This is a genomic window from Deltaproteobacteria bacterium (assembly GCA_019308925.1).
Classification (GTDB): Bacteria; Desulfobacterota; B13-G15; order B13-G15; family RBG-16-54-18; genus JAFDHG01.
In genome coordinates this window covers 1-18,592 of sequence record JAFDHG010000021.1, presented here as the reverse complement: position 1 = coordinate 18,592, position 18,592 = coordinate 1, and the positions used below count along the sequence as shown (strand labels likewise).

Genomic DNA, 18,592 nt, shown 5'->3' with positions numbered 1-18,592 from the left:
GCATTTTTCAATTTGCAACGCTGTTTAGAATGGTTTAAGGCCCTGAAGACAGACTTTACACACCTAGAAGAAGAACTGGCCGGGGGAAGGACCCGCCCCTTTTATCTCCTCTACGGGGATGAGGGCTACCTGATAGAGAAGGCCGTAGGGGAAATCTTGGCAACCCTGCTGCCCCCACAATTCAGAGAACTCAATTTCAAATCTTGCTATGCCGAGGAGGCCCCTTCACAAGAGGTCATTGGTGCCTGTAACACCCTCCCCTTTTTGGCTCAGCGCAGGGTGGTCCTGGTCAAGGATGCCAATAAGTACAGCCAACACGAGCTAGAGGCCTTCTTCCCTTACCTAAAATCCCCCTCTCCTACTACATCTTTGATCTTCATCGCAGAGGGGATGGCAACGGGATTCCTAAACCTAAGGGAGGTGAAAGAAGGCCTCTTTCATTTGAGGCGGCCTCCTCAGGGTGAGATCCCCCATTGGATCCGCAAGATTGCCAGGGAATTGGGGAAGGAGATATCCCCTGAGGCATCGGAGTACCTCCAGGAGGTTATCGGCAGAGACCTACAAGGGATACAAAACGAACTGTCTAAGGTCTCCCTCTACGTAGGGGATAAGGGGCGAATAGAGTTAGGGGATGTGGAGGGGGTGGTATCCGAATTAAAGGTCACCAGCATCTTTGAGCTCACCAAGGCCATAGGGGAAAGGGACACCAAGAGGGCCCTTCTAAGTCTCGGGAAGATATGGGAAAGCGGAGAACACCATTTGAAGATCTTGGGGATGATCGCTCGGCAGTTCCGTCACCTCCTGATGACGAAGGAAGTCCTGGCAGAAGGTGCAGGAGAAAAAGAGATAAGGAAGAGGCTGGGAGTCTCCAACCCTTATTACCTCAGAGAATTGTCCGTTCAGGCAAGAAGTTTCTCCACTGAGAATCTGCAGAGCACTCTATTGAACCTGTGGGAGACGGACATGAACCTAAAGAGAAGCTCGCTGTCCAGACGGCTTCTCTTGGAGGGGTTGGTCATAAGACTGTGTAAACCTTCATAAAGGTCGTCCTTATTGGGAGTTTCATGGAGTAAGGCCGAAGTAAGGTCGAAGGAGGGATTGTTAGAATAGTAAATCTTTATCGCCCATCAAGACCCTGACCCAACAGAGTTCACCAATCTAGTCAACCGAGAAATCTTGCGTGCCCCGTTCCTCCAGTGGAGCACCCCCTGATTGACCGCCTTGTCGATGAGGGGGATAATATGGGCCAGTGTCTCCTTTGATTTGGCCGCATCCTTTTCCTGAACCGCCTCCCTCACCCTCTTGGTCATGGTCCTAATGGTGGTTTTGATGTGGCGGTTTTTCTTGCGGCGGATGATATTTTGCCTCGTCCTCTTAAGGGCAGATTTGTGGACAGCCAAAGGGTACCTCCTTTTTTCTCTTAACAGGCAGTTGAAAAACACCCCTCTGCCGCGTTTCTCTCATCCTTCGTCGTTGCGGCGTACGTTCAAGTACGCCTCACTCCTCAGGATTTCGAGGGCCTTGCATCTGAACATTTTTGAACAGCCTGCGGAAAATCACTTTTTCAACAAGCTCTTTAAGGATAAATTATTTAACCCTTTTTCCACTTCCTGTCAAGGACTTTCCCACCAATACAGAAAAGGCCAGTTTCCCTCATTAGGAAAACTGGCCCTTCATCTTCTTTGGACTCTATTTAGTACATACCTTCCATGCCGCCGGCACCGGGTGGCATCGGGGGCATTGGCTGCTCCTTCTTGGGTTTTTCAGCCACCATGGCCTCGGTGGTGATCAGCAAGGAGGCAACACTGGAGGCGTTCTGTAGGGCAAACCTGACCACCTTGGTGGGATCAATGATCCCCGCCTTCATCATATCGGTGAACTCCTCCTTTTGTGCATCAAAGCCATAGGCGCCCTTTTCGCTCTTCAGCTTCTCCACTATTACGGAACCCTCCTTGCCGGCGTTTTCCGCGATCTGCCGCAGCGGCTCTTCCAAGGCCCTCTTTACTATGTCCACCCCGATCTGCTGATCAGCCTCGAGCTTGAGCTTCTCCAGGGTGGGGATGGACCTTAGGTAGGCCACCCCACCGCCCGGGACGATCCCCTCCTCCACAGCAGCCCTGGTGGCATTGAGGGCATCCTCCACCCGAGCCTTCTTCTCCTTCATCTCGGTCTCAGTAGCTGCGCCCACATTGATGACCGCCACCCCACCGACCAACTTGGCCAGCCGCTCCTGCAGCTTCTCACGGTCGTAGTCAGAGGTGGTCTCCTCTATCTGGGCCCTGATCTGCTTAACCCTCCCCTCTATCGCATCTCTCGTGCCAGTTCCCTCTACGATGGTGGTATTGTCCTTGTCGATATGGATCTTCTTGGCCTTGCCGAGGTCATCCAGGGTTACGTTCTCCAACTTGATCCCCAGATCCTCGGAGATCATGCGTCCACCAGTGAGTGTAGCGATATCCTCCAACATGGCCTTGCGGCGATCCCCAAAGCCAGGGGCCTTGACAGCGGCGCATTTGAGGGTACCCCTGATCTTGTTCACCACCAGGGTGGCGAGGGCCTCTCCCTCCACGTCCTCGGCTAGGATCAAAAGGGGCTTGCCTATCTTGGCGATCTGCTCCAACAGGGGCAACAGGTCCTTCATGTTGCTGATCTTCTTCTCATTGATCAGGATATAACAGTCCTCTAGATCGACCTCCATCTTCTCCGAGTTGGTGACAAAGTAGGGGGAGAGATAGCCGCGGTCAAACTGCATACCCTCCACCACCTCAAGGGTGGTCTCCATCCCCTTGGCCTCTTCTACGGTAATAACCCCCTCTTTGCCTACCTTGCTCATCGCCTCCGCGATGATCTCCCCGATGGTCTCGTCATTGTTGGCCGAGATGGTACCTACCTGGGCGATCTCCTTTTGCTCTTTGGTGGGGTTACTCATCTTCTCTAGCTCCTCCACCACTGTCTTTACCCCTGCATCGATCCCCCTCTTGACGTCCATGGGGCTGGCCCCAGCGGCCACTACCTTAACCCCCTCGCGATAGATGGCCTGTGCGAGCACAGTGGCGGTAGTGGTCCCATCACCCGCCGCATCGCTGGTCTTGCTGGCCACCTCTTTGACCATCTGGGCACCCATGTTCTCAAATTTATCCTCCAACTCGATCTCCTTGGCCACGGTAACCCCATCCTTGGTAACTGTTGGAGAACCCCAGCTCTTCTCCAAGACCACGTTTCTACCCTTAGGCCCCAAAGTGACCTTCACGGCGTTGGCCAGGACATCAAGCCCGCTCAAGATGGCATCGCGCGCCTTCTGGTTAAACTTTACTTCTTTGGCAGCCATCGTATACTACCTCCTTTGCTCAAATTTAGTCTTTGATGATCCCCAATATGTCGTCTTCACGCATAACAAGGTGTTCCTCACCATCTATCTTTATCTCTGTACCCGCATACTTGCTAAATAATATCTTATCTCCTGCCTTGACGTCCAAGGGGATGACGGTGCCATCTTCTTTTACCCTCCCCTTGCCCACGGCGACGACCTTACCTTCCATCGGCTTTTCTTTGGCAGTATCTGGAATGATAATCCCCCCCTTGGTCTCCTCTTCCTCCTCAAGACGTTTGACCAAGACCCTGTCCTGCAAAGGTATGATCTTCATGGTACAAACCTCCTCCTTTCTTTTTTATTCCATATCCCTGTCAAAAAGGTATAATTTCTAAGTCTCAAAAATCTCTGAAAATATAATTACGTCTCCCCCTTTTGTCAAGGGGGGTCACCAAAAAACCCTCACCCTACAGCTCGAACTCCTCCCCCCTCTTCATCTTCTTGAGCTTGCTCTCCTGCCCAATCTTCTCCCTTTGTTCCTGACACTGGACACAGTACTTTGTAAAGGGAAGGACCTTCAACCGCTCCAGCTTGATGGGTCTGCCACAGTCCTCGCAGTAGCCATAGGTCCCCTCCTCCAATCGATCCAGGGCATCCTCTATATTTCGCAGTCTCTCTATATACATATTCAAGATGGTGTAATCTATATCCCCATCCAGATCGAGCTGGGACAAATCCCCGATGTCCATAGTGGATATAGTGGACATCCTGGGGTCCTCACCCAATTTGGCCCCCATATCCTGGGCGATCTTGTTTAAGATCTCGTTTCGGAGTTCGACGAGCATCTTCCTCAGTTCTCCCTTCCTCTCCTTATCCCCTTTCGACATCCCCATTACGTCTCCTTATCCTTCATGATCTCCCCCAGTCTCTCCCTGGCCTCAGCGATCCCCTCCCTGTCGCCAATCTTCTCAAAGGCCTTGAGGGCAAAGAGATATTTACTCTTCTCCAGGGCCTTCTTTCCCAGCTTCATCCAGGTATCGGGAGAGACCTCCTCTTGCAAGAACTCCATAGCACGGGAGAAGAGAAATAGGTCCCCCTCCTCCAGGGCTATCTCCCGTATGCGCAGAAGTCCCTCTTTATAGCGCGCTTGGCCAAAAAATTCAACCGCATCGTTCGGCCTGCCTTCTTGCAGATAGAGTTCGCCATATTCCTTTAAGGCCTCTACCGGGGGGTTCTGCCCATAAAGGATATCCCTCCTTTTAAGGGGATCGGGTAGCTTGGACATAGGACACTATAGGGCTTCAAAGAAATATTTCTTCAGTGTATCTATAAACTCCTTCTTGATGATGTAGGGTTTGTTCTCAGCGGGATTCAGGGCATATATCCTCCCCTTTATCTGGGGCACCTCCTTGCCCATGTAAAGGGAAACCTCCTTTCCCCCTTTTAAGCAAATTCTTACCTTATAAAGGGGAGGGTCCAGACCCCATAGGTTCAGCTTATCCGCCCCTTTTAACTCATCCTCATACTCTAGGTCTTCTAAATGCCAGAGGAGGGAGGTGGCCTTCCATCCCTCTATCTCACCCTCTGGGATCTTCAACCTCCACTCCTTTCCCTTTTTTGCCAATAAGACCTTCCTTTGGGGGGAGCATACCTCTATCTCCTCCACCTTATCCCTCTCAAAGGAGAGGATCTTTCGGTATTGAAATGCCTTGATCGACTTTTGGAAGATCTCCAAGGAGGACCTAGCCAACAGATAGACCTCCTTCTCCCCCTCCTTGCTGGCGTAGATCCGATCCGCCCTCCCCTGCAGAATCCTCCCGATGATCAGGGTGGTCGGTCTCTCCTCACCCTTCAGCCTTACCTTTACCACCCCCCGGGGGGGACTGAAACCATAGTTCACCTTGTGGCCCGGCCTATAGGGCAAAAATGCCTTTACCTTGATCCCCTTCAGGTCCCAAAGGAAGCCATTCACCTTATTTGGATCTGCCTTGAACCTCTTAGTCTTAGGGGAGCTTATCTCCCACTGGTCAGGACCTACATTCTCGCAGACGACTTCCGCACCCTTATAGCGGAGGGCCAATTTAGTCACCTGGGTGTTGTCAAAGGTGAATATCTTCTTATCACGCCAGTCATAGGCCTCCTTGGGCAAGAGAGAAGCCACCGATATGTCCACCAAGAACACATTCTTGGTCCCGGCCACCTGGGCATAGACCCCTTCTTCCCGCCGGTCGGTCCTTCCGAACCTTATCCCCTTTCTCCCCTCCTCGTCGATCCATACCTCAGCATGTGGGGAAAGGAGGCCGAAGGGTCGGAGGGCCCCAGGGGATTCATCTACAAACTTTTTTACTCGCCCATCTTTGAGCTTTTCCAGCAGAAGCACTATGGCATCTTTATCCGCCTTGGCCACCACAGGAAAGATCATCCTCCACTCCTGCCCTTCCTTCTTGAGGCGGAGCTTATTCCCCCTATAAGTCACCTCCATGCCCTTCACCTTTTGGAGGTCGAAGGAAAGGATTGTCTTATCCCTCAGATCGTACAGTTTCTTGTCAATTTGAAACCAGTGGTGCAGCGATAATAGAAAGACATCTTTCTCCCCTCTTCTCATGGCATATACGGCCGTATGGGCAGGGTTTTCCCCACCTATAAGGACTGCCCCTTCCCTCTCCTCCCCCTTCAAGACTATCTCAGCCCGGGGCGGAGAGAGACCAAAGGCCTTCAACTCCTCCCCCCTTTCTCCGAGCATCCTTTCCTCCTCGGCTTTGAGGAGATCGTCCAGCAGCCTCTCAATGACCTCTTTATCCCCTCGGGCCTTAAGAGGATATCGGATAACCCAATCCTCTCCCTTTCTCCATATCTCATATCCCTTCCCTTTCATCCTGAGAAGGATGTCCCTTACCTCCTCTTTCTTGATGGCGAAGACCTTCCTTGCCCTCTTCTGGGCCTCCTCTCTTTCGCCCAGGAACTTGATTTCATAGAGGTAATAAAAAGCCGCGAGGCCTAATAGGACCACGCCGAAGATTAAGGTCTTTCTCCAGCTCATCTCCTCCACCTGCGCCTGGCCAGGATGAAGACCCCTGCCAATATGACGGCTCCGGGCAGGATCACCACGGCAAGCCAGAAGACCCACCTTACCTGGGAAGGACTAAGTATAATGGGGGTTATGTTAGGGGGCTTGGGGCGGATGGCGATCAGGTCCTCTTCCTCTGCCAGCCAGCTCACGGCGTTTAGGAAGAGGTCACCGTTGCCGGAGATGCCGAAGTAGGTATTGGTAATGAAATCGGAGTCGCCAAAGAGCACAATCCTCGCCTTCTTCCCCTTTCCACCCTTGGCCTCAACCCGTTTGGTGGATACCGCCGCCACAATCAGCGGCCCCTCTTTGTCCCGCCCCTCTTCGAAAGTGGCCTCCCCCTTCTCTAACCTCTCCCTATCTAGTTCGCCCCAACTCTGAGGCCCGGTCTTCGCCAGGGAGGCCACCTCTATACCCCCCGGGGGCTCTCTATCTATGGTGATGGACTGGGCCACCGGGAAGAAGGAGGCATCGCGAAAGTTCCCCGTGATAGGGTGATTCTCATAGAGAGATACCACGGGGGTCAGATAGTCACCGCTTAAGACCCTGCTTAGCTTGTCAATGATAACATCATCCACCAGGTGCAGACCATATCCATCGAGGAATCTTCTCAAATTTTGGCCTGAATAAGGGTCGGCCATGATCAGGAGCTTTCCCCCGCGCTCTACATACTTTTTGATATCCTCTATCTCCAGGGGGAGGAGGTCCTTTTGTGGGCCACCGATGACCAAAACGGCTGCATCTTGAGGGACCCCCTTCTCCCTCAGCAAGAGCAGGGTTTTCACCTTGTAGTTCTGGTCCTCAATAGTTCTCTTGACTAAGCTATAACCACTTCTCTGGACGTCGTCCAGGGCATGCTCCCCATGGCCCTGGAGAAAATAGATGATCTTTCTCCCCTCCCGTGTGGCCCTGATGATGGCGTTAGTAAAGGACTCTTCAGTCAGATCGAAGACCTTCTCCTCTTTACCCCCACACTCTACTACCACGATCCCATAAGAGGTGATCTCGTATTTTTTGGCCTTTCCCGGGTGTCGATCGGGGTCGATAAACTTATATTTAAATCTCTTCGAGAGGTAGGCATACTGCTCTAAGAGATCCTCCGCACCTTTCCTGGCCGCCTCTCCTTCTCGATAAAAGGCGATGGCTTTCACCTCTTCTTTCAACCCTTGAAGGACCTTTACGCTCTGGGGAGAGAGGGTATAACGCTTGGTCTTGGTGAGATCAAACCTTATGTTGTGTCGTGCAGAGAGGGCATTGATGATGACCAGTATCCCCAACAGAAAGATGGTGAGGAGAAAGACATTGGCTCCATATCTGATGGACCGCGGGAAAAGAGATCTCAACTCTATGTCTTTGAATCTCACTTTGTCAACCCCTCCATCTCTTTGATTCTAAGGACCGCATGGTCAAAAAAAGGAAAAAGAAAGAAAAGCTCAAATAATATACCACCCCCTTGACTTCTATCACCCCTTTGGCGAAGCTCCGCAGATGATTCAACAGGGAGAGATGGGCCAGGATATCCCCCAGAAGGGTAGGCACCAAGTCCTTTGACCATCCGAGCCCCCAAAAGAGGAGAATTCCCCCAAAGGTGATCACTGCCGCCACAATCTGGTTCTCGGTAAGGGAAGAGGCAAAGATCCCAAAAGAGATGAAGGCCACTCCCAGCAGAAAAAGTCCCAGGTAACCTGAGATCAAGGGGCCCAACTCAGGCTTGCCAAAGGCTGCAACGATAAGGGGATGAAAGAAATCCAAGCCCAAGATAAGGAGATAGATGGAGAGACAGGCCCCAAACTTCCCCAGCAAGGCCTCAATGTCTCGAACAGGATAGGTCAAAAGGAACTCTATGGTGCCCGCCTTCTTCTCCTCCGAGAAGAGACGCATGGTTAAAAGCGGCACTAAAAAGATAAACACGATGCTGGCGTTGACAAAGATGGGGTATATCACCATCTCAGTGACGTTTAGATGCTCGATCATATAGGGATTGCTCTGGGCTTGGAGGCTCAATATGCCATAGTAGATGATATTGTTGTAAAAGAAATAGCCGGTGATCACCAAAAAACCCGTGCAGACCACATAGGCTATGGGGGAGACAAAATAGCTCCTTAGCTCCTTTTTCCACACCGCCCAGACCCTCTTCATTTCTCCTCCTCCGTCACTAGTTGGACAAAGACATCCTCTAGGCTGATCCCCATCAGCCGGAGTTCCAACAACCCCCACCCCTGATCTATCACCTCTCTTGCCAACTCCCTCCTGATATCCTTTTCGCTTTCGATCAAATAACTCCCCACTCTGGCAGCGTCCCCCCCCTTAAACTCCACCTTCAGTACACCGGGGATCCCCTTCAGCCCCGAGATAACCTTCTTCTTGGGCCCTTCCACCTGCAGGGAGATCTTGGAAGATCCCTGGAGTTGGGAGGTGAGGTTCTCCGGCCTATCCTCCGCTACCACCCTTCCCTCATTGATGATCACCACCCTCTCGCAGGTCATGCTCACCTCGGGCAGGATATGAGTACTGAGGATCACCGTCTTCTCCCCCGCAAGGCCCTTGATCATCTCCCGAATCTCCACGATCTGTTTGGGATCCAGACCTAAAGTTGGCTCATCCAAGACCAAGACCTCGGGGTCGGCCACCAAGGCTTGGGCGATACCCACCCTCTGTCTATAACCCTTGGAGAGGTTGCCTATATACCTATGGGCCACCTCTGTGACGCCACAATGCTCCATAATTTCCCCGATCCTCCCTTTCCTCTCCTTTTTGGCCACCCCCTTCACCTCGGCCACGAATAAGAGATAGGTCTCAACCGGTATATCGGTATAAAGAGGGACATTTTCCGGGAGGTAGCCAATCTTCTTTTTTACCTCCACCGGATCTTCCCATACATCATACCCCGCCACACTGACCCTGCCTTCAGAGGCAGGGATAAAACAGGTGAGAATCCTCATGGTAGTCGTCTTACCCGCCCCATTGGGTCCCAAAAAACCGAGGATCTCCCCCTTTTGCACCCGAAAGGTAACATCCTTTAACGCAGGCAAGTTGCCGTAATATTTGGTCAGACCCTCTACTTCTATCATCCACCCACCTCCGTGACCAGAGACCCCCTTTTGCCCAAGATCCTGCCCCATCCCCTTCCCTTCCCCATCCTCTCCAGAAACTTTATGCTTTCCTCAATGTCTCCCTTTCGGCGCATGCTCAAGATCAGAGGAAGGCGCTTGCCCAACCTTTGGATCTGCTCTCCAACACCCCTCAAGTCGAGATTTCCCTTCCCCAAGGGGAGATGCTCATCAACTCCCCCTCGGTTGTCATGGAGGTGAAAGAGGAGGATATATTCGGCCAAGGACCTTATATACTCCCGCAGGTCTAAACCCCAGGTGTGGGCATGTCCTAAATCGAGTAGGGCCCCCAGGTGAGGAGACCCCAATCTCTTCAAGATGTACAGGTGTTCCTGGGGGTTGGCGACCAATCGATGAGCCCTCCCCCGCGGACTGTTCTCTATGGCAAGCATCACCCCCATGCGGCCCGCCATCCTCGCCATCACGTTGAGACTGGTCAGGAGATTGATCCGGGAGTTCTTCAGATACGCCGGGGGGTAATCCTTGGGGAGCCTACCGGGGTGGATGATCACTATCTTTGCACCAATCTTCGCGGCGAACCTTATGGACTCGACCGTCTGACGGATGGATGCCCTTCTGATCAATGGGTTCAGGCTGGCCAGGTTGATGTCGTAGACGGCACTATGGATGACGGGCTCCAGAGAAAGGGAGACGAGCTTTTTCCCTATGCTCTCCGATTCTTTTTTGCCTATGTCCTGGGGTAAGGCATAAGGCCTTTCACTCCTTATCTCCACATACTTTAACCTGAGGGAGGCAGCGAGGGCCATAAACCCTTCCAACCCCTCCTCCATAAGGGGGAAGGTGGCGATCCCCAAATTTTCTCTGGACCACAATCTCTCCATAAACTCCCTTTCGGGACCCCGGTAAAGTGAAGTAAAAAGGTGGGGGGAAGTTCTCTCCCCCACCAGAGAGTTCTTAATCCTTTCTCCCCCATTTACCACGTCAACCCACAGGCGCGGATCTAAGGGCTACACTCATTTTTGCCCGGCTGGGTCAAAGCCCTAGGCCACTCGGGTAACTAAGGTCCCTTCCTTTATTTCCTCCCCCACCTTCATCTCCCCCTCAAGCAGGAATTCCTCGATCAACATCCTCGCCTCCTTCTCATCCATCTGAATCGGGGGATGCTTCATTGAATAGGCGGATATGGGAATTAAGACTCCCTTTTCACCCCGTTCCCTAGCGATCTTGCAGTAACGGATGGCATCAATGGTCATACCTCCGCTGTTGGGGGAATCCTCTACAGAGAGGCGAAGTTCAATGCTCAACGGTACACCAGCAAACCCTGCCCCCTCCATGCGGATGAAACATACCTTATTATCATTCTGCCAAGGTATATAATCACTGGGGCCGATATGAATATTTTCATCATCCAAGGGGATGTCCAACTGCGATTGCACCGCTTCGGTCTTGGATATCTTCTTGGATATCAGACGACTACGGCTAAGCATATTGAGGAAGTCTGTGTTCCCACCCACGTTCAACTGGTACGTCCTTTCTAATTTCACCCCTCGTTCTTCAAAGAGCCTCGTTATGGTGCGATGTAACACCGTCGCCCCTAACTGAGACTTGACATCATCGCCGATAATAGGAATCCCTCTCTCCTCAAACCGCTTGGCCCAATTCGGGTCAGAGGCGATAAAGACAGGCATACAATTGATCAGACTTACCCCTGTCTCCAGACAGCACTCGGCATAAAATCTAGTGGCCTTCTCTGACCCCACAGGCATATAGTTCATCAATATCTCAGTCCCTGACTCTTGCAGGACCTTAACCACATCACATGGCCTCTCATCTGCTAGCACAAAGGTCCTGTGCTCTGGATAATCTTTCATATGTTCGGAAAACCCATCTAACACCGGCCCCATCTGCACGATCACTTGGCTGGGAGGCATGTCAGCCCAGATAACCTTGGTACAATTGGGAGGAGCAAAGATCGTTTCATGAAGGGGTCTACCCACCTTCCTCTCATCTATATCAAACGCTGCGACAACCTCTATGTCACCTGGCAGATATCCCCCCACCTCCCAGTGCATCAACCCCAGGGGGTTGGCCTCCTCGCTATGTCTATAATATTCAATCCCTTGAATTAGGGAACTAGCACAGTTGCCCACCCCCGCAATGGCCACTCTGATCTTTCCCTCCACTTTTAACACCCCCTTTTTATTAAAAGAATAAATGAATATAAAAGAAGTATTCCTTTTCAAAGAAACTTGAATAAAATAATCCCCATCTCTACTCTTGTCAAGGTCAAATTTAGCAGGTTCACCTCCTCCCCAGCCCACATAAGATACAGGATTCAAGGGGTTTGTCTTTCACTAGAATCCTGGACCCCTAGACCCCCTATGAGATGAATCTTTGGACCCTTTTTTAATGACTTTCTTATAAAATCAGTCAGTATCTTGGGTATCGTGAAGGGGGTTGACAAAGAAATTTTTGCTTTAAAAGTTTAATGTACCCTGCTATAATTCACCATGGAGATACTTCACGGTAAATTTGGGCCTTTATAAGATTTCTGCTCTTAAGGGTTTTCAACCTTTAGAATCCTTGAATTCTGTATTTTATATAGGCAGGGTGAGGGGAAAACCCCAGGAGGGTCTGATAAATAGGGCCGTTAACTCAGTAGGTAGAGTATCTGCCTTTTAAGCAGAGAGTCGCTGGTTCGAATCCAGCACGGCCCACCAAATTTTGTCTTTAAGGGTCCCCATCGTCTAGCCTGGCCCAGGACACCGGCCTTTCACGCCGGCAACAGGGGTTCAAATCCCCTTGGGGACGCCAATTATTTTATAGTTAGTTCACTCCGCTAGGCAGGTTGAAAAACTATACCAAAAAAATGAACCAAAAGTTTATCTTAAGAGGAAACAGTATGCTGCCATTTTTTAGGCCCGGTGATCTTCTGGTAATAAACTCCATATCACCTCGTATTATCAAAAAATATCTTTTGACTTTATTAACAACAATGTATATACTTAGTATAAACATCAATTTTAAAGGAGAAGGGGATGCTAACCAAAGTACAAAAATGGGGTAATAGTCAAGGTTTGAGATTTCCAAAGACTATCCTTGAGGAAAGTCAAATCAATGTGGGTGACGAAGTGAATGTTACTGTTCAAGATGGAAAAATCATCGTAGAAGCAGTGAATAAGCTGCGAAATACCTACGATCTCAAAGAACTGGTATCAAAAATACCAAAGGATTATCGAACTGAAGAAGTTGATTGGGGTCCTCCTGTTGGAAAGGAAGAATGGTAAATGCCTAATTATACTCCCGAAAAGGGGGATTTTATTATAGTAACTTTTTATCCCCAGTTGGGTCATGAACAAAAGGGCAGACGACCTGCATTGGTAATAAGTAATACCCTGTTTAATAAGCACACAGGTCTTGCCATTGTGTGTCCAATCACGAATACCTACCGGAACTTCCCATTCCACGTGAAGATACCCGATCAGCCATCACTAACCGGGTATATTATGGTTGAACAAGTCAAATCTATTGATTTCGTAAGCCGAAAAGTCAAATATGTTGAGAAAGCACCTTTAAAAATATTAAATGAGGTTCTCGGTATTTTGGATGCCTGCATATACTAGGGTGCCTAACAACCGTTTTGTAATCAGTAGGTTGAGAGTTCGACCCTCCCCGCCGGCTCCAGTGATTTCAAAGTGATCCAGATAGTAAAACCTAGTTAGCCAGATCCTCACGCCGAAGCACAAGATCATAAGGCTTCTGGCATTCGAAAAGACCCTTCTCTGGCCACCAACACGCCACCGTCCGCCTCCCGCAGACGTACTTGACCAAGGGACCCTTCTCAGTAATCAGGCATACCTTCACCATAGATGGCTGCCACACTCGGGCGACAAAGCCGCTTTTTCGCAACCAGCGATAAGGCCTGCGTACCACGCACTTGATCAATCTCCAGACAGGTTGTCGGGCGTGAAAGATCTGGGAGCGTAGCAGACCCAATCGTCCGCCACGCACTGGTAGCATTTTGCCATCACGCTCGATGTGCGTCACCCGCCCCAACAGGTTGTCTGCGGTCACTAAGGTTGTGTCGGCGCAGGGGTTATTATCACCACGCGTGACCAGCCCACCCGGCACCACAGCCAACACCCGGTGCACCAGCTCATCCGCTTCGCCCTGATGATTAGTCCCCCTATACATTACGACGTCACCAAGACGGACGTCAATCAGGGATACAGGTGCCACCCTTAGGCAATCGCCGAGGCAAAAGGTACCCCCCATACTGCGACCACGGTAGAAGCGGATGTTATCCTTATCCGGTATTAATCTCACTATCCCTGTATCCGTTAGTATACAAGAGGCGAATAAGATGTTGAACAGTCTCAAGATCGCCTTTCTTCAGCAACTCCCTGATCCCAACTAACACCTTATGGTAATAGTAGATATAACAAGACTTCTTATGTTTGCGTAGTTCTTCCGGAAGGGCATCGTTGCTGAATATCTTGTTCAGCATTCTAAGGCCTTCGGTGGTCTGCTCAATAGGCCCCCATCTGTGCGTTAGATTGTCGGCATGCAATCGCCAGGCAGCATGAGGGTAGTTGGAATAATAAAGGGGGTATCTCGACGCCAAGCGGAGAAATAGATCGTTGTCAGCACTAGGACCGGCAACCTCGTCGTAGTAGCCAACTTCCTCCAGGATTTCTCGTCGGGCAATGTACCCTGGTCCTAATCCATCCAATTTGGCTACGCAGAGGAACGCTTCGTTACGGCTATATTCCCCCGTCTCGGCAAGGCGTGACACAACATCGAGCGTTTGATCTTTGTCATCAATTATGCGAAACGCTGTTGCCACCCAGCCAACGTGTGGATGCTTCTCCAACACGTGAACCGCAAATGTAAGCCAAAACGGACCGTAGAGGTCGTCGTGGTTCAGCAGTCCAACAAATTCTCCCGATGCCTTTTCCAAGACGCGGTTCCAATTCTTGGGCACCCCCAAATTACTTTCATTCTGGAAGAAGCAAACCCTTCTATTGCTAAAGGACTCGACGATTTCTCTCGTTTTATCCGTAGAAACATCGTCGTTGATGATGATCTCCAGATTTGAGTATGTAGAATCCAGAACGCTCCTTATCGTTTCCCCAATGTACCTGGAAGCATTGTAGGATGGTATACAAACGCTCACCAGGGCTTTACCGCTGCTAGACATCTTCATGGACTAAATCTCTAAAAGAGGAAAACGAACGGAACGAGATTCCTCGCTCGCTCCGCTCACTCAGAATGACACAAAATGCCATCTATCTCGCCATAGCGGCGTCAATGACATCCCAGTCCACGTAATCCTTCGGGAAGCGCATCCGATACACGGGGGCCTGGTAACAGATATCGTAGAGGATTTCAAAGGCCCGTGTCCTGAGGCTTCTAGGAAGGAAAAGGCGGCCCTGATGCTCGTACCACAAGTATTCCAGTGCGTCCACCGGTTTTAAAGGGATCAATTTAAAATGCTCCGCCTGTTCCAGTAGGAAGAGCCCTCCTAACCTAGCCTGTTTAGGACCGTTCGTGTACAATCCCCAAGGAGTGCTATATACAATGACTGCATCACCCCCTTTCTTGAGGATGTTCTGATCGTCACATAAGATAGTAGTCCCAGCGGTCGAATGTCTCACTACCGTGGTTTTTCCTCCCCCGTCTGGCGCCAGGAACAAAGCCGCTGCGTCGTTGAGAATCAAACCAGAACTGTGCATCATTGCCGCCGAGAAAGCGGGCAGAAAGGATGCAAATATACTGGGTCCTACACGGCCCTTAGCAAGAAACTCCCCCAAATCAGGAGTGTAGAAAGCATCCAGTTCGCGCTGGGCAAAATCAAAAATTGTCACCGAGGAGGAGCGCAATTCATCTCTTTTTAGCGGGAGCTGGGCTGACAGATGGCAGCCCTTTGGTAGGGGCCTCCACGAGATTATCACTCAGCTCAGGAAAGGTGTCCGAGATTCCGTCGTGTTCACTCATCTGCTTGATGAAGTCGGGGGTATAGATCGGGCCCCTGTTTATCCCAGGGCAGTTCTCTGCCTCCTTTTCCCAACGCTTCGGTGAGGAGACGACTGAGCGCCAGAATGGCCACGTCCGGCATTGTCGAGGACGGTCAGTGTACACCGTGCACCCATGTATATTATCAAAGAAGATGCAGTCCCTGTTCGGCTTCTCGATAAGGCTGATGTCTCCACCTCGCAGGGGGCGAGTGTATTGTTTCCGAAACTCGGCCTCAGGGAAACCGAGACGTTGCGAGAGCGCCGCAATCTCCTCATCGGTGACGCGAACCGTACCGGAAAATCCGCTGCAGCAGTTCCCGCACCGCATGCACTCGAAGTGAAGTCCGTTTTTGTACCAGGGCTCGCTACCCATAAAATAACGCCCTCATTTCATTGCTGATGTCAGGGCCTGTTCACCTCCTGCCGCCTGATAAAATATTCGACGTCCGATGGTGCTTTGAAGTTGAAATGAAACCCTTTCCTTATTAACTAATTTATCATGGTACCCATCCCCGGGCAATAAAAAGGCCCCTTGGGGGGCTGGAAGGTAGAGGGATTACAGAGGAGGACAAACTGATTAAGCAAGAATTGCGGAGGGCAATCAAAGATTAATGTTAATGCCTTTGCAAAAGTCACAAATAAAGATATAATCCCTTCTTGTTCTAGTAACCACTTGAAAATTGACTCAAAAAATCTGAAAAGACAACGAAGGCTTTTGTACTTTCATTCGTATCAGTTCATGTAAGCATGCTTGCAAACTTTGAAAACATAACGGAGGATAGAATAATGAAAAAAAAGATAATAATTGCGGTATTGATAGTAGGGGTGTCTGTGTGTTCAATAGCTTATGCCTTCAATGGTCACCGCTCACATGGTCGCGTTCACAAACCACCACATGAAATTTTATCTCAGCTTCCGGAAGATAAAGAGATGTTGTTCCATCGCACCATACGGGAAGCCAGGGAGGAAACAAAGAACATGAGGGAGCAAATTGAAAAACTCCGTGCGGAAATAAAAGATATACTCACCGCACCTGAGTTTGATAAAACTCTGTTCCTTAAAAAGACGAAACAAGTACATAAACTGCATGAAAAGATGCGCGAAGCGAGGGAAAAAGCAATTGTGAAGCTGGCAACACAGTTTACGCAGGAAGAGCGAACCCTATTGGCGGAACTGATTCCACCCGGACCCGGTGGTCATCACGGCAGACGGCTCGCCCGTTGACCTCAAGCGGCAAATATGTAAGAGATATATGCTTGTGAGGGTGTATGCATCACCCTCACAAGCATCATGTTTCTGTTGGCAGAATATGACAGCGGAAGAGAGCAGCACCGTCGATACGCATTTTCCCGATCTCGATGATGAGTCGCTACTCCATCATATACAGCAAGGAAGGCATGGAGCCTTCGCAGCGCTTGTCAATCGTCACGCGAAGCAATTTTACCGCATCACGTATCGGCTTGTATTTGACAAAAATGATGCAGAGGATATTGTTCAGGAGGCGTTCCTCAAGCTATGGCACAGACCGGAGCTTTGGAATCAAGGCAGAAAGGCTCAATTCACCACGTGGTTTTACAAGGTCGTCACCAATCTCTGTTTGGATCACAACAAGAAACAACGGCCAGTAACCATGCCCGAAGACAGAGAGCTCATAGATAACCAGCCAGGACAGGAGGTATTAGTACATCAAAAACAACAACAGGCGCTGCTTGATCGTTTCATAGGGGAGCTTCCGATACGGCAGCAACTGGCACTTAACCTCTGTTTTTACGAAGGATTAAGCAATGAAGAAGCAGCCGAGATCATTGGCGTCAAGGTGAAGGCATTGCAATCCCTTCTCATGCGCGCCAAAACGAATTTGAAGGAAAAAGTTAAACACTATGTAGACCGAGGATTACTATGACAATGGATGGTAAGCAGTTCAAAAAGTACCTGCTGGTGTATGGTGCTGATGTGCACCAGTGGCCAGAAGATATACGAGGGGCAGCGTTAGAGGCACTGGCAGACTCTTCTGAGCTTCGGGCACTACGAGCGGATCAAGAACAGTTTGAGAGCGTTCTCAAGAGCAGAAGCTATAAAGAACCACGAAGTACGTTGGCACAGCGAATTATCTCAGCCTCGTTGCGAGACCAAAAGAGCACATCGCAGAGTCTCGGCACAGTCTTCTCAGAGCTCCTTGCGGGATTCGGTCTGCGGAGATGGGCACTGACCGTGATTGCTGTCCTGATCATCGGATTTATTATAGGGTTTGTAAATCCTATGGGGTCGTTAGTGGCCGAAGACCCGCAAACAAATTTACAAGAATTTCTCTACTATGAAGGAGAGGTGCTGTGAGTAACAAGACGAAAATGCTGATCATTGGCTCCCTGCTCCTCAATGCATTGCTTGTCGGCGTTATCATCGGGAATATATCCCATCGCGTAGGTGGGGAACGTTTTTTTCGACGGCATGGACGTGAGTTTGCAGTGAAGCTGCCCCCCGATAAACAGGAGCTGTTTTTCACCACAATGAAACGGGTGCATGGGGAGAATCGTGGCAACTACAGACAAATGAGAGAAGCGCGACAGAGGACCCTCCTGATCTTGACCGCACCCGAATTTGATGAAGCCGCGTATCAAAGTGAAGTCGCAAAACTGCACCAGCTCCGTTGTCGAATGATGCAGCGATTGGCAGATGCGACTACAGAATTGGCCAAGCAATTTAATCAGGAGGAACGGAAGGCGCTCGCTGACCATCTCATGCACCCCCCACCACCCCTAGAAGCCGGACCTCCACATCGGAAAGGTCCTTTAAAACGCAGTAGGGTCACTCCGTAAGAAGCGCTGCAAGGACCTCTTGAGCAGGAATAATGAAAGATGACCCCCAGCTTCTCCCATTAAAACGCATTGATTTTGCAGTAAGACAAAAATAGGTCATGACCCTTTAATGGTTGATAAAAATCTTTTTAGTCATAAGTTCCTTAAAAGACCAAGTGTGGTCTGTTAAGCCTGCGGCAATGGCTGGTGTTCTATGTTGCCATTTTCGCAAACCATTATCACTGTGCGGAATACAAAGCTTCAATCCATGATGAGGCCGAACAAGGTTAAAATACGATTGATAAAGGGTCATCTGGGCCTTCAATCCCTCA

22 protein-coding genes and 2 tRNA genes are annotated in these 18,592 nt (G+C 50.2%); 9 read left to right on the top strand and 15 right to left on the bottom strand.

The window, feature by feature from the left end:
- The first annotated feature begins 12 nt into the window (after positions 1–12).
- A complete protein-coding gene (gene holA / locus JRI46_04910) occupies positions 13–1,041 on the top strand; it encodes a DNA polymerase III subunit delta (GenBank protein MBW2038925.1) in 1,029 nt (342 codons plus the stop codon).
- Between the two features lie 86 nt (positions 1,042–1,127).
- Here holA and JRI46_04905 read toward each other — a convergent pair whose 3' ends face one another.
- The 11 genes from JRI46_04905 to JRI46_04855 all read right to left on the bottom strand — a co-directional run bounded on the left by JRI46_04905 (position 1,128) and on the right by JRI46_04855 (position 11,640).
- Entirely contained in the window at positions 1,128–1,400 is a 273-nt protein-coding gene (locus tag JRI46_04905) for a 30S ribosomal protein S20 (GenBank protein MBW2038924.1), read from the bottom strand.
- A gap of 293 nt (positions 1,401–1,693) precedes the next feature.
- Positions 1,694–3,328, bottom strand: a complete 1,635-nt coding sequence (gene groL, locus JRI46_04900; GenBank protein MBW2038923.1) for a chaperonin GroEL — start codon at positions 3,326–3,328, stop codon at positions 1,694–1,696.
- Between the two features lie 25 nt (positions 3,329–3,353).
- Complete coding sequence (gene groES, locus JRI46_04895; GenBank protein ID MBW2038922.1) at positions 3,354–3,644, bottom strand: co-chaperone GroES; 291 nt, start codon at positions 3,642–3,644, stop codon at positions 3,354–3,356.
- 133 nt (positions 3,645–3,777) lie between these two features.
- Positions 3,778–4,197, bottom strand: a complete 420-nt coding sequence (locus JRI46_04890) for a TraR/DksA family transcriptional regulator (GenBank protein MBW2038921.1) — start codon at positions 4,195–4,197, stop codon at positions 3,778–3,780.
- Between the two features lie 5 nt (positions 4,198–4,202).
- Positions 4,203–4,595, bottom strand: coding sequence for a hypothetical protein (locus tag JRI46_04885; protein ID MBW2038920.1), 393 nt, complete (start codon positions 4,593–4,595; stop codon positions 4,203–4,205).
- A gap of 6 nt (positions 4,596–4,601) precedes the next feature.
- A complete protein-coding gene (locus JRI46_04880; GenBank protein ID MBW2038919.1) occupies positions 4,602–6,350 on the bottom strand; it encodes a DUF4340 domain-containing protein in 1,749 nt (582 codons plus the stop codon).
- A complete protein-coding gene (locus JRI46_04875; protein ID MBW2038918.1) occupies positions 6,347–7,741 on the bottom strand; it encodes a GldG family protein in 1,395 nt (464 codons plus the stop codon). Before JRI46_04875 ends, JRI46_04880 begins: the two co-directional genes overlap by 4 nt.
- 4 nt (positions 7,742–7,745) lie before the next feature.
- Positions 7,746–8,516 carry an ABC transporter permease subunit gene (locus tag JRI46_04870; protein MBW2038917.1) on the bottom strand — a complete coding sequence of 257 codons (771 nt, stop codon included), beginning with the start codon at positions 8,514–8,516 and terminating at the stop codon, positions 7,746–7,748.
- Complete coding sequence (locus JRI46_04865; protein MBW2038916.1) at positions 8,513–9,448, bottom strand: ATP-binding cassette domain-containing protein; 936 nt, start codon at positions 9,446–9,448, stop codon at positions 8,513–8,515. The genes JRI46_04870 and JRI46_04865 overlap by 4 nt, the downstream gene beginning before the upstream one ends.
- On the bottom strand, positions 9,445–10,329 hold the full coding sequence (locus tag JRI46_04860; protein ID MBW2038915.1) for a sugar phosphate isomerase/epimerase: 885 nt from the start codon (positions 10,327–10,329) through the stop codon (positions 9,445–9,447). The genes JRI46_04865 and JRI46_04860 overlap by 4 nt, the downstream gene beginning before the upstream one ends.
- Before the next feature lie 159 nt (positions 10,330–10,488).
- Entirely contained in the window at positions 10,489–11,640 is a 1,152-nt protein-coding gene (locus JRI46_04855) for an inositol-3-phosphate synthase (protein MBW2038914.1), read from the bottom strand.
- 452 nt (positions 11,641–12,092) lie between these two features.
- On the opposite strand from JRI46_04855, the gene JRI46_04850 reads away from it, so the two are divergent.
- From JRI46_04850 to JRI46_04835, 4 genes are all read left to right on the top strand, one after another.
- A tRNA-Lys gene (locus JRI46_04850) sits at positions 12,093–12,168 on the top strand.
- 16 nt (positions 12,169–12,184) lie between these two features.
- Positions 12,185–12,262 (top strand) — tRNA-Glu (locus tag JRI46_04845).
- A 224-nt stretch (positions 12,263–12,486) separates the two neighbouring features.
- Positions 12,487–12,735: an AbrB/MazE/SpoVT family DNA-binding domain-containing protein gene (locus tag JRI46_04840; protein ID MBW2038913.1), complete on the top strand. Its 249-nt coding sequence runs from the start codon at positions 12,487–12,489 to the stop codon at positions 12,733–12,735.
- Positions 12,736–13,071 (top strand): type II toxin-antitoxin system PemK/MazF family toxin, encoded by a 336-nt coding sequence (locus JRI46_04835; GenBank protein ID MBW2038912.1) that lies wholly within the window; start codon positions 12,736–12,738, stop codon positions 13,069–13,071.
- A gap of 91 nt (positions 13,072–13,162) precedes the next feature.
- On the opposite strand, the gene JRI46_04830 is transcribed toward JRI46_04835, so the two are convergent.
- The 4 genes from JRI46_04830 to JRI46_04815 form a co-directional block, all read right to left on the bottom strand.
- A complete protein-coding gene (locus tag JRI46_04830) occupies positions 13,163–13,774 on the bottom strand; it encodes a hypothetical protein (protein MBW2038911.1) in 612 nt (203 codons plus the stop codon).
- Positions 13,755–14,654 (bottom strand): glycosyltransferase, encoded by a 900-nt coding sequence (locus JRI46_04825; protein MBW2038910.1) that lies wholly within the window; start codon positions 14,652–14,654, stop codon positions 13,755–13,757. Before JRI46_04825 ends, JRI46_04830 begins: the two co-directional genes overlap by 20 nt.
- Before the next feature lie 82 nt (positions 14,655–14,736).
- Positions 14,737–15,402, bottom strand: coding sequence for a hypothetical protein (locus JRI46_04820; protein MBW2038909.1), 666 nt, complete (start codon positions 15,400–15,402; stop codon positions 14,737–14,739).
- Positions 15,332–15,838 (bottom strand): YkgJ family cysteine cluster protein, encoded by a 507-nt coding sequence (locus tag JRI46_04815; GenBank protein ID MBW2038908.1) that lies wholly within the window; start codon positions 15,836–15,838, stop codon positions 15,332–15,334. The genes JRI46_04820 and JRI46_04815 overlap by 71 nt, the downstream gene beginning before the upstream one ends.
- Positions 15,839–16,251: 413 nt before the next feature.
- Between JRI46_04815 and JRI46_04810 the strand changes: the two genes are divergently transcribed.
- From JRI46_04810 to JRI46_04795, 4 genes are all read left to right on the top strand, one after another.
- Entirely contained in the window at positions 16,252–16,689 is a 438-nt protein-coding gene (locus tag JRI46_04810; protein MBW2038907.1) for a periplasmic heavy metal sensor, read from the top strand.
- Between the two features lie 85 nt (positions 16,690–16,774).
- Positions 16,775–17,368 carry a sigma-70 family RNA polymerase sigma factor gene (locus tag JRI46_04805; GenBank protein ID MBW2038906.1) on the top strand — a complete coding sequence of 198 codons (594 nt, stop codon included), beginning with the start codon at positions 16,775–16,777 and terminating at the stop codon, positions 17,366–17,368.
- A 2-nt stretch (positions 17,369–17,370) separates the two neighbouring features.
- On the top strand, positions 17,371–17,799 hold the full coding sequence (locus tag JRI46_04800; protein ID MBW2038905.1) for a hypothetical protein: 429 nt from the start codon (positions 17,371–17,373) through the stop codon (positions 17,797–17,799).
- Positions 17,796–18,281 carry a periplasmic heavy metal sensor gene (locus JRI46_04795; GenBank protein MBW2038904.1) on the top strand — a complete coding sequence of 162 codons (486 nt, stop codon included), beginning with the start codon at positions 17,796–17,798 and terminating at the stop codon, positions 18,279–18,281. Before JRI46_04800 ends, JRI46_04795 begins: the two co-directional genes overlap by 4 nt.
- Positions 18,282–18,592: the final 311 nt, after the last annotated feature.

Excerpts from the sequence above, each read along its gene's own strand:
- JRI46_04840 (MBW2038913.1), top strand. The coding sequence starts at position 12,487 with ATGCTAACCAAAGTACAAAAATGGGGTAATAGTCAAGGTTTGAGATTT.
- JRI46_04865 (MBW2038916.1), bottom strand. The coding sequence starts at position 9,448 with ATGATAGAAGTAGAGGGTCTGACCAAATATTACGGCAACTTGCCTGCG.
- JRI46_04860 (MBW2038915.1), bottom strand. The coding sequence starts at position 10,329 with ATGGAGAGATTGTGGTCCAGAGAAAATTTGGGGATCGCCACCTTCCCC.
- groES (MBW2038922.1), bottom strand. The coding sequence starts at position 3,644 with ATGAAGATCATACCTTTGCAGGACAGGGTCTTGGTCAAACGTCTTGAG.
- JRI46_04825 (MBW2038910.1), bottom strand. The coding sequence starts at position 14,654 with ATGAAGATGTCTAGCAGCGGTAAAGCCCTGGTGAGCGTTTGTATACCA.
- JRI46_04810 (MBW2038907.1), top strand. The coding sequence starts at position 16,252 with ATGAAAAAAAAGATAATAATTGCGGTATTGATAGTAGGGGTGTCTGTG.
- JRI46_04890 (MBW2038921.1), bottom strand. The coding sequence starts at position 4,197 with ATGTCGAAAGGGGATAAGGAGAGGAAGGGAGAACTGAGGAAGATGCTC.
- groL (MBW2038923.1), bottom strand. The coding sequence starts at position 3,328 with ATGGCTGCCAAAGAAGTAAAGTTTAACCAGAAGGCGCGCGATGCCATC.
- JRI46_04885 (MBW2038920.1), bottom strand. The coding sequence starts at position 4,595 with ATGTCCAAGCTACCCGATCCCCTTAAAAGGAGGGATATCCTTTATGGG.
- JRI46_04800 (MBW2038905.1), top strand. The coding sequence starts at position 17,371 with ATGGATGGTAAGCAGTTCAAAAAGTACCTGCTGGTGTATGGTGCTGAT.
- JRI46_04835 (MBW2038912.1), top strand. The coding sequence starts at position 12,736 with ATGCCTAATTATACTCCCGAAAAGGGGGATTTTATTATAGTAACTTTT.
- JRI46_04870 (MBW2038917.1), bottom strand. The coding sequence starts at position 8,516 with ATGAAGAGGGTCTGGGCGGTGTGGAAAAAGGAGCTAAGGAGCTATTTT.
- JRI46_04880 (MBW2038919.1), bottom strand. The coding sequence starts at position 6,350 with ATGAGCTGGAGAAAGACCTTAATCTTCGGCGTGGTCCTATTAGGCCTC.
- JRI46_04805 (MBW2038906.1), top strand. The coding sequence starts at position 16,775 with ATGACAGCGGAAGAGAGCAGCACCGTCGATACGCATTTTCCCGATCTC.
- JRI46_04815 (MBW2038908.1), bottom strand. The coding sequence starts at position 15,838 with ATGGGTAGCGAGCCCTGGTACAAAAACGGACTTCACTTCGAGTGCATG.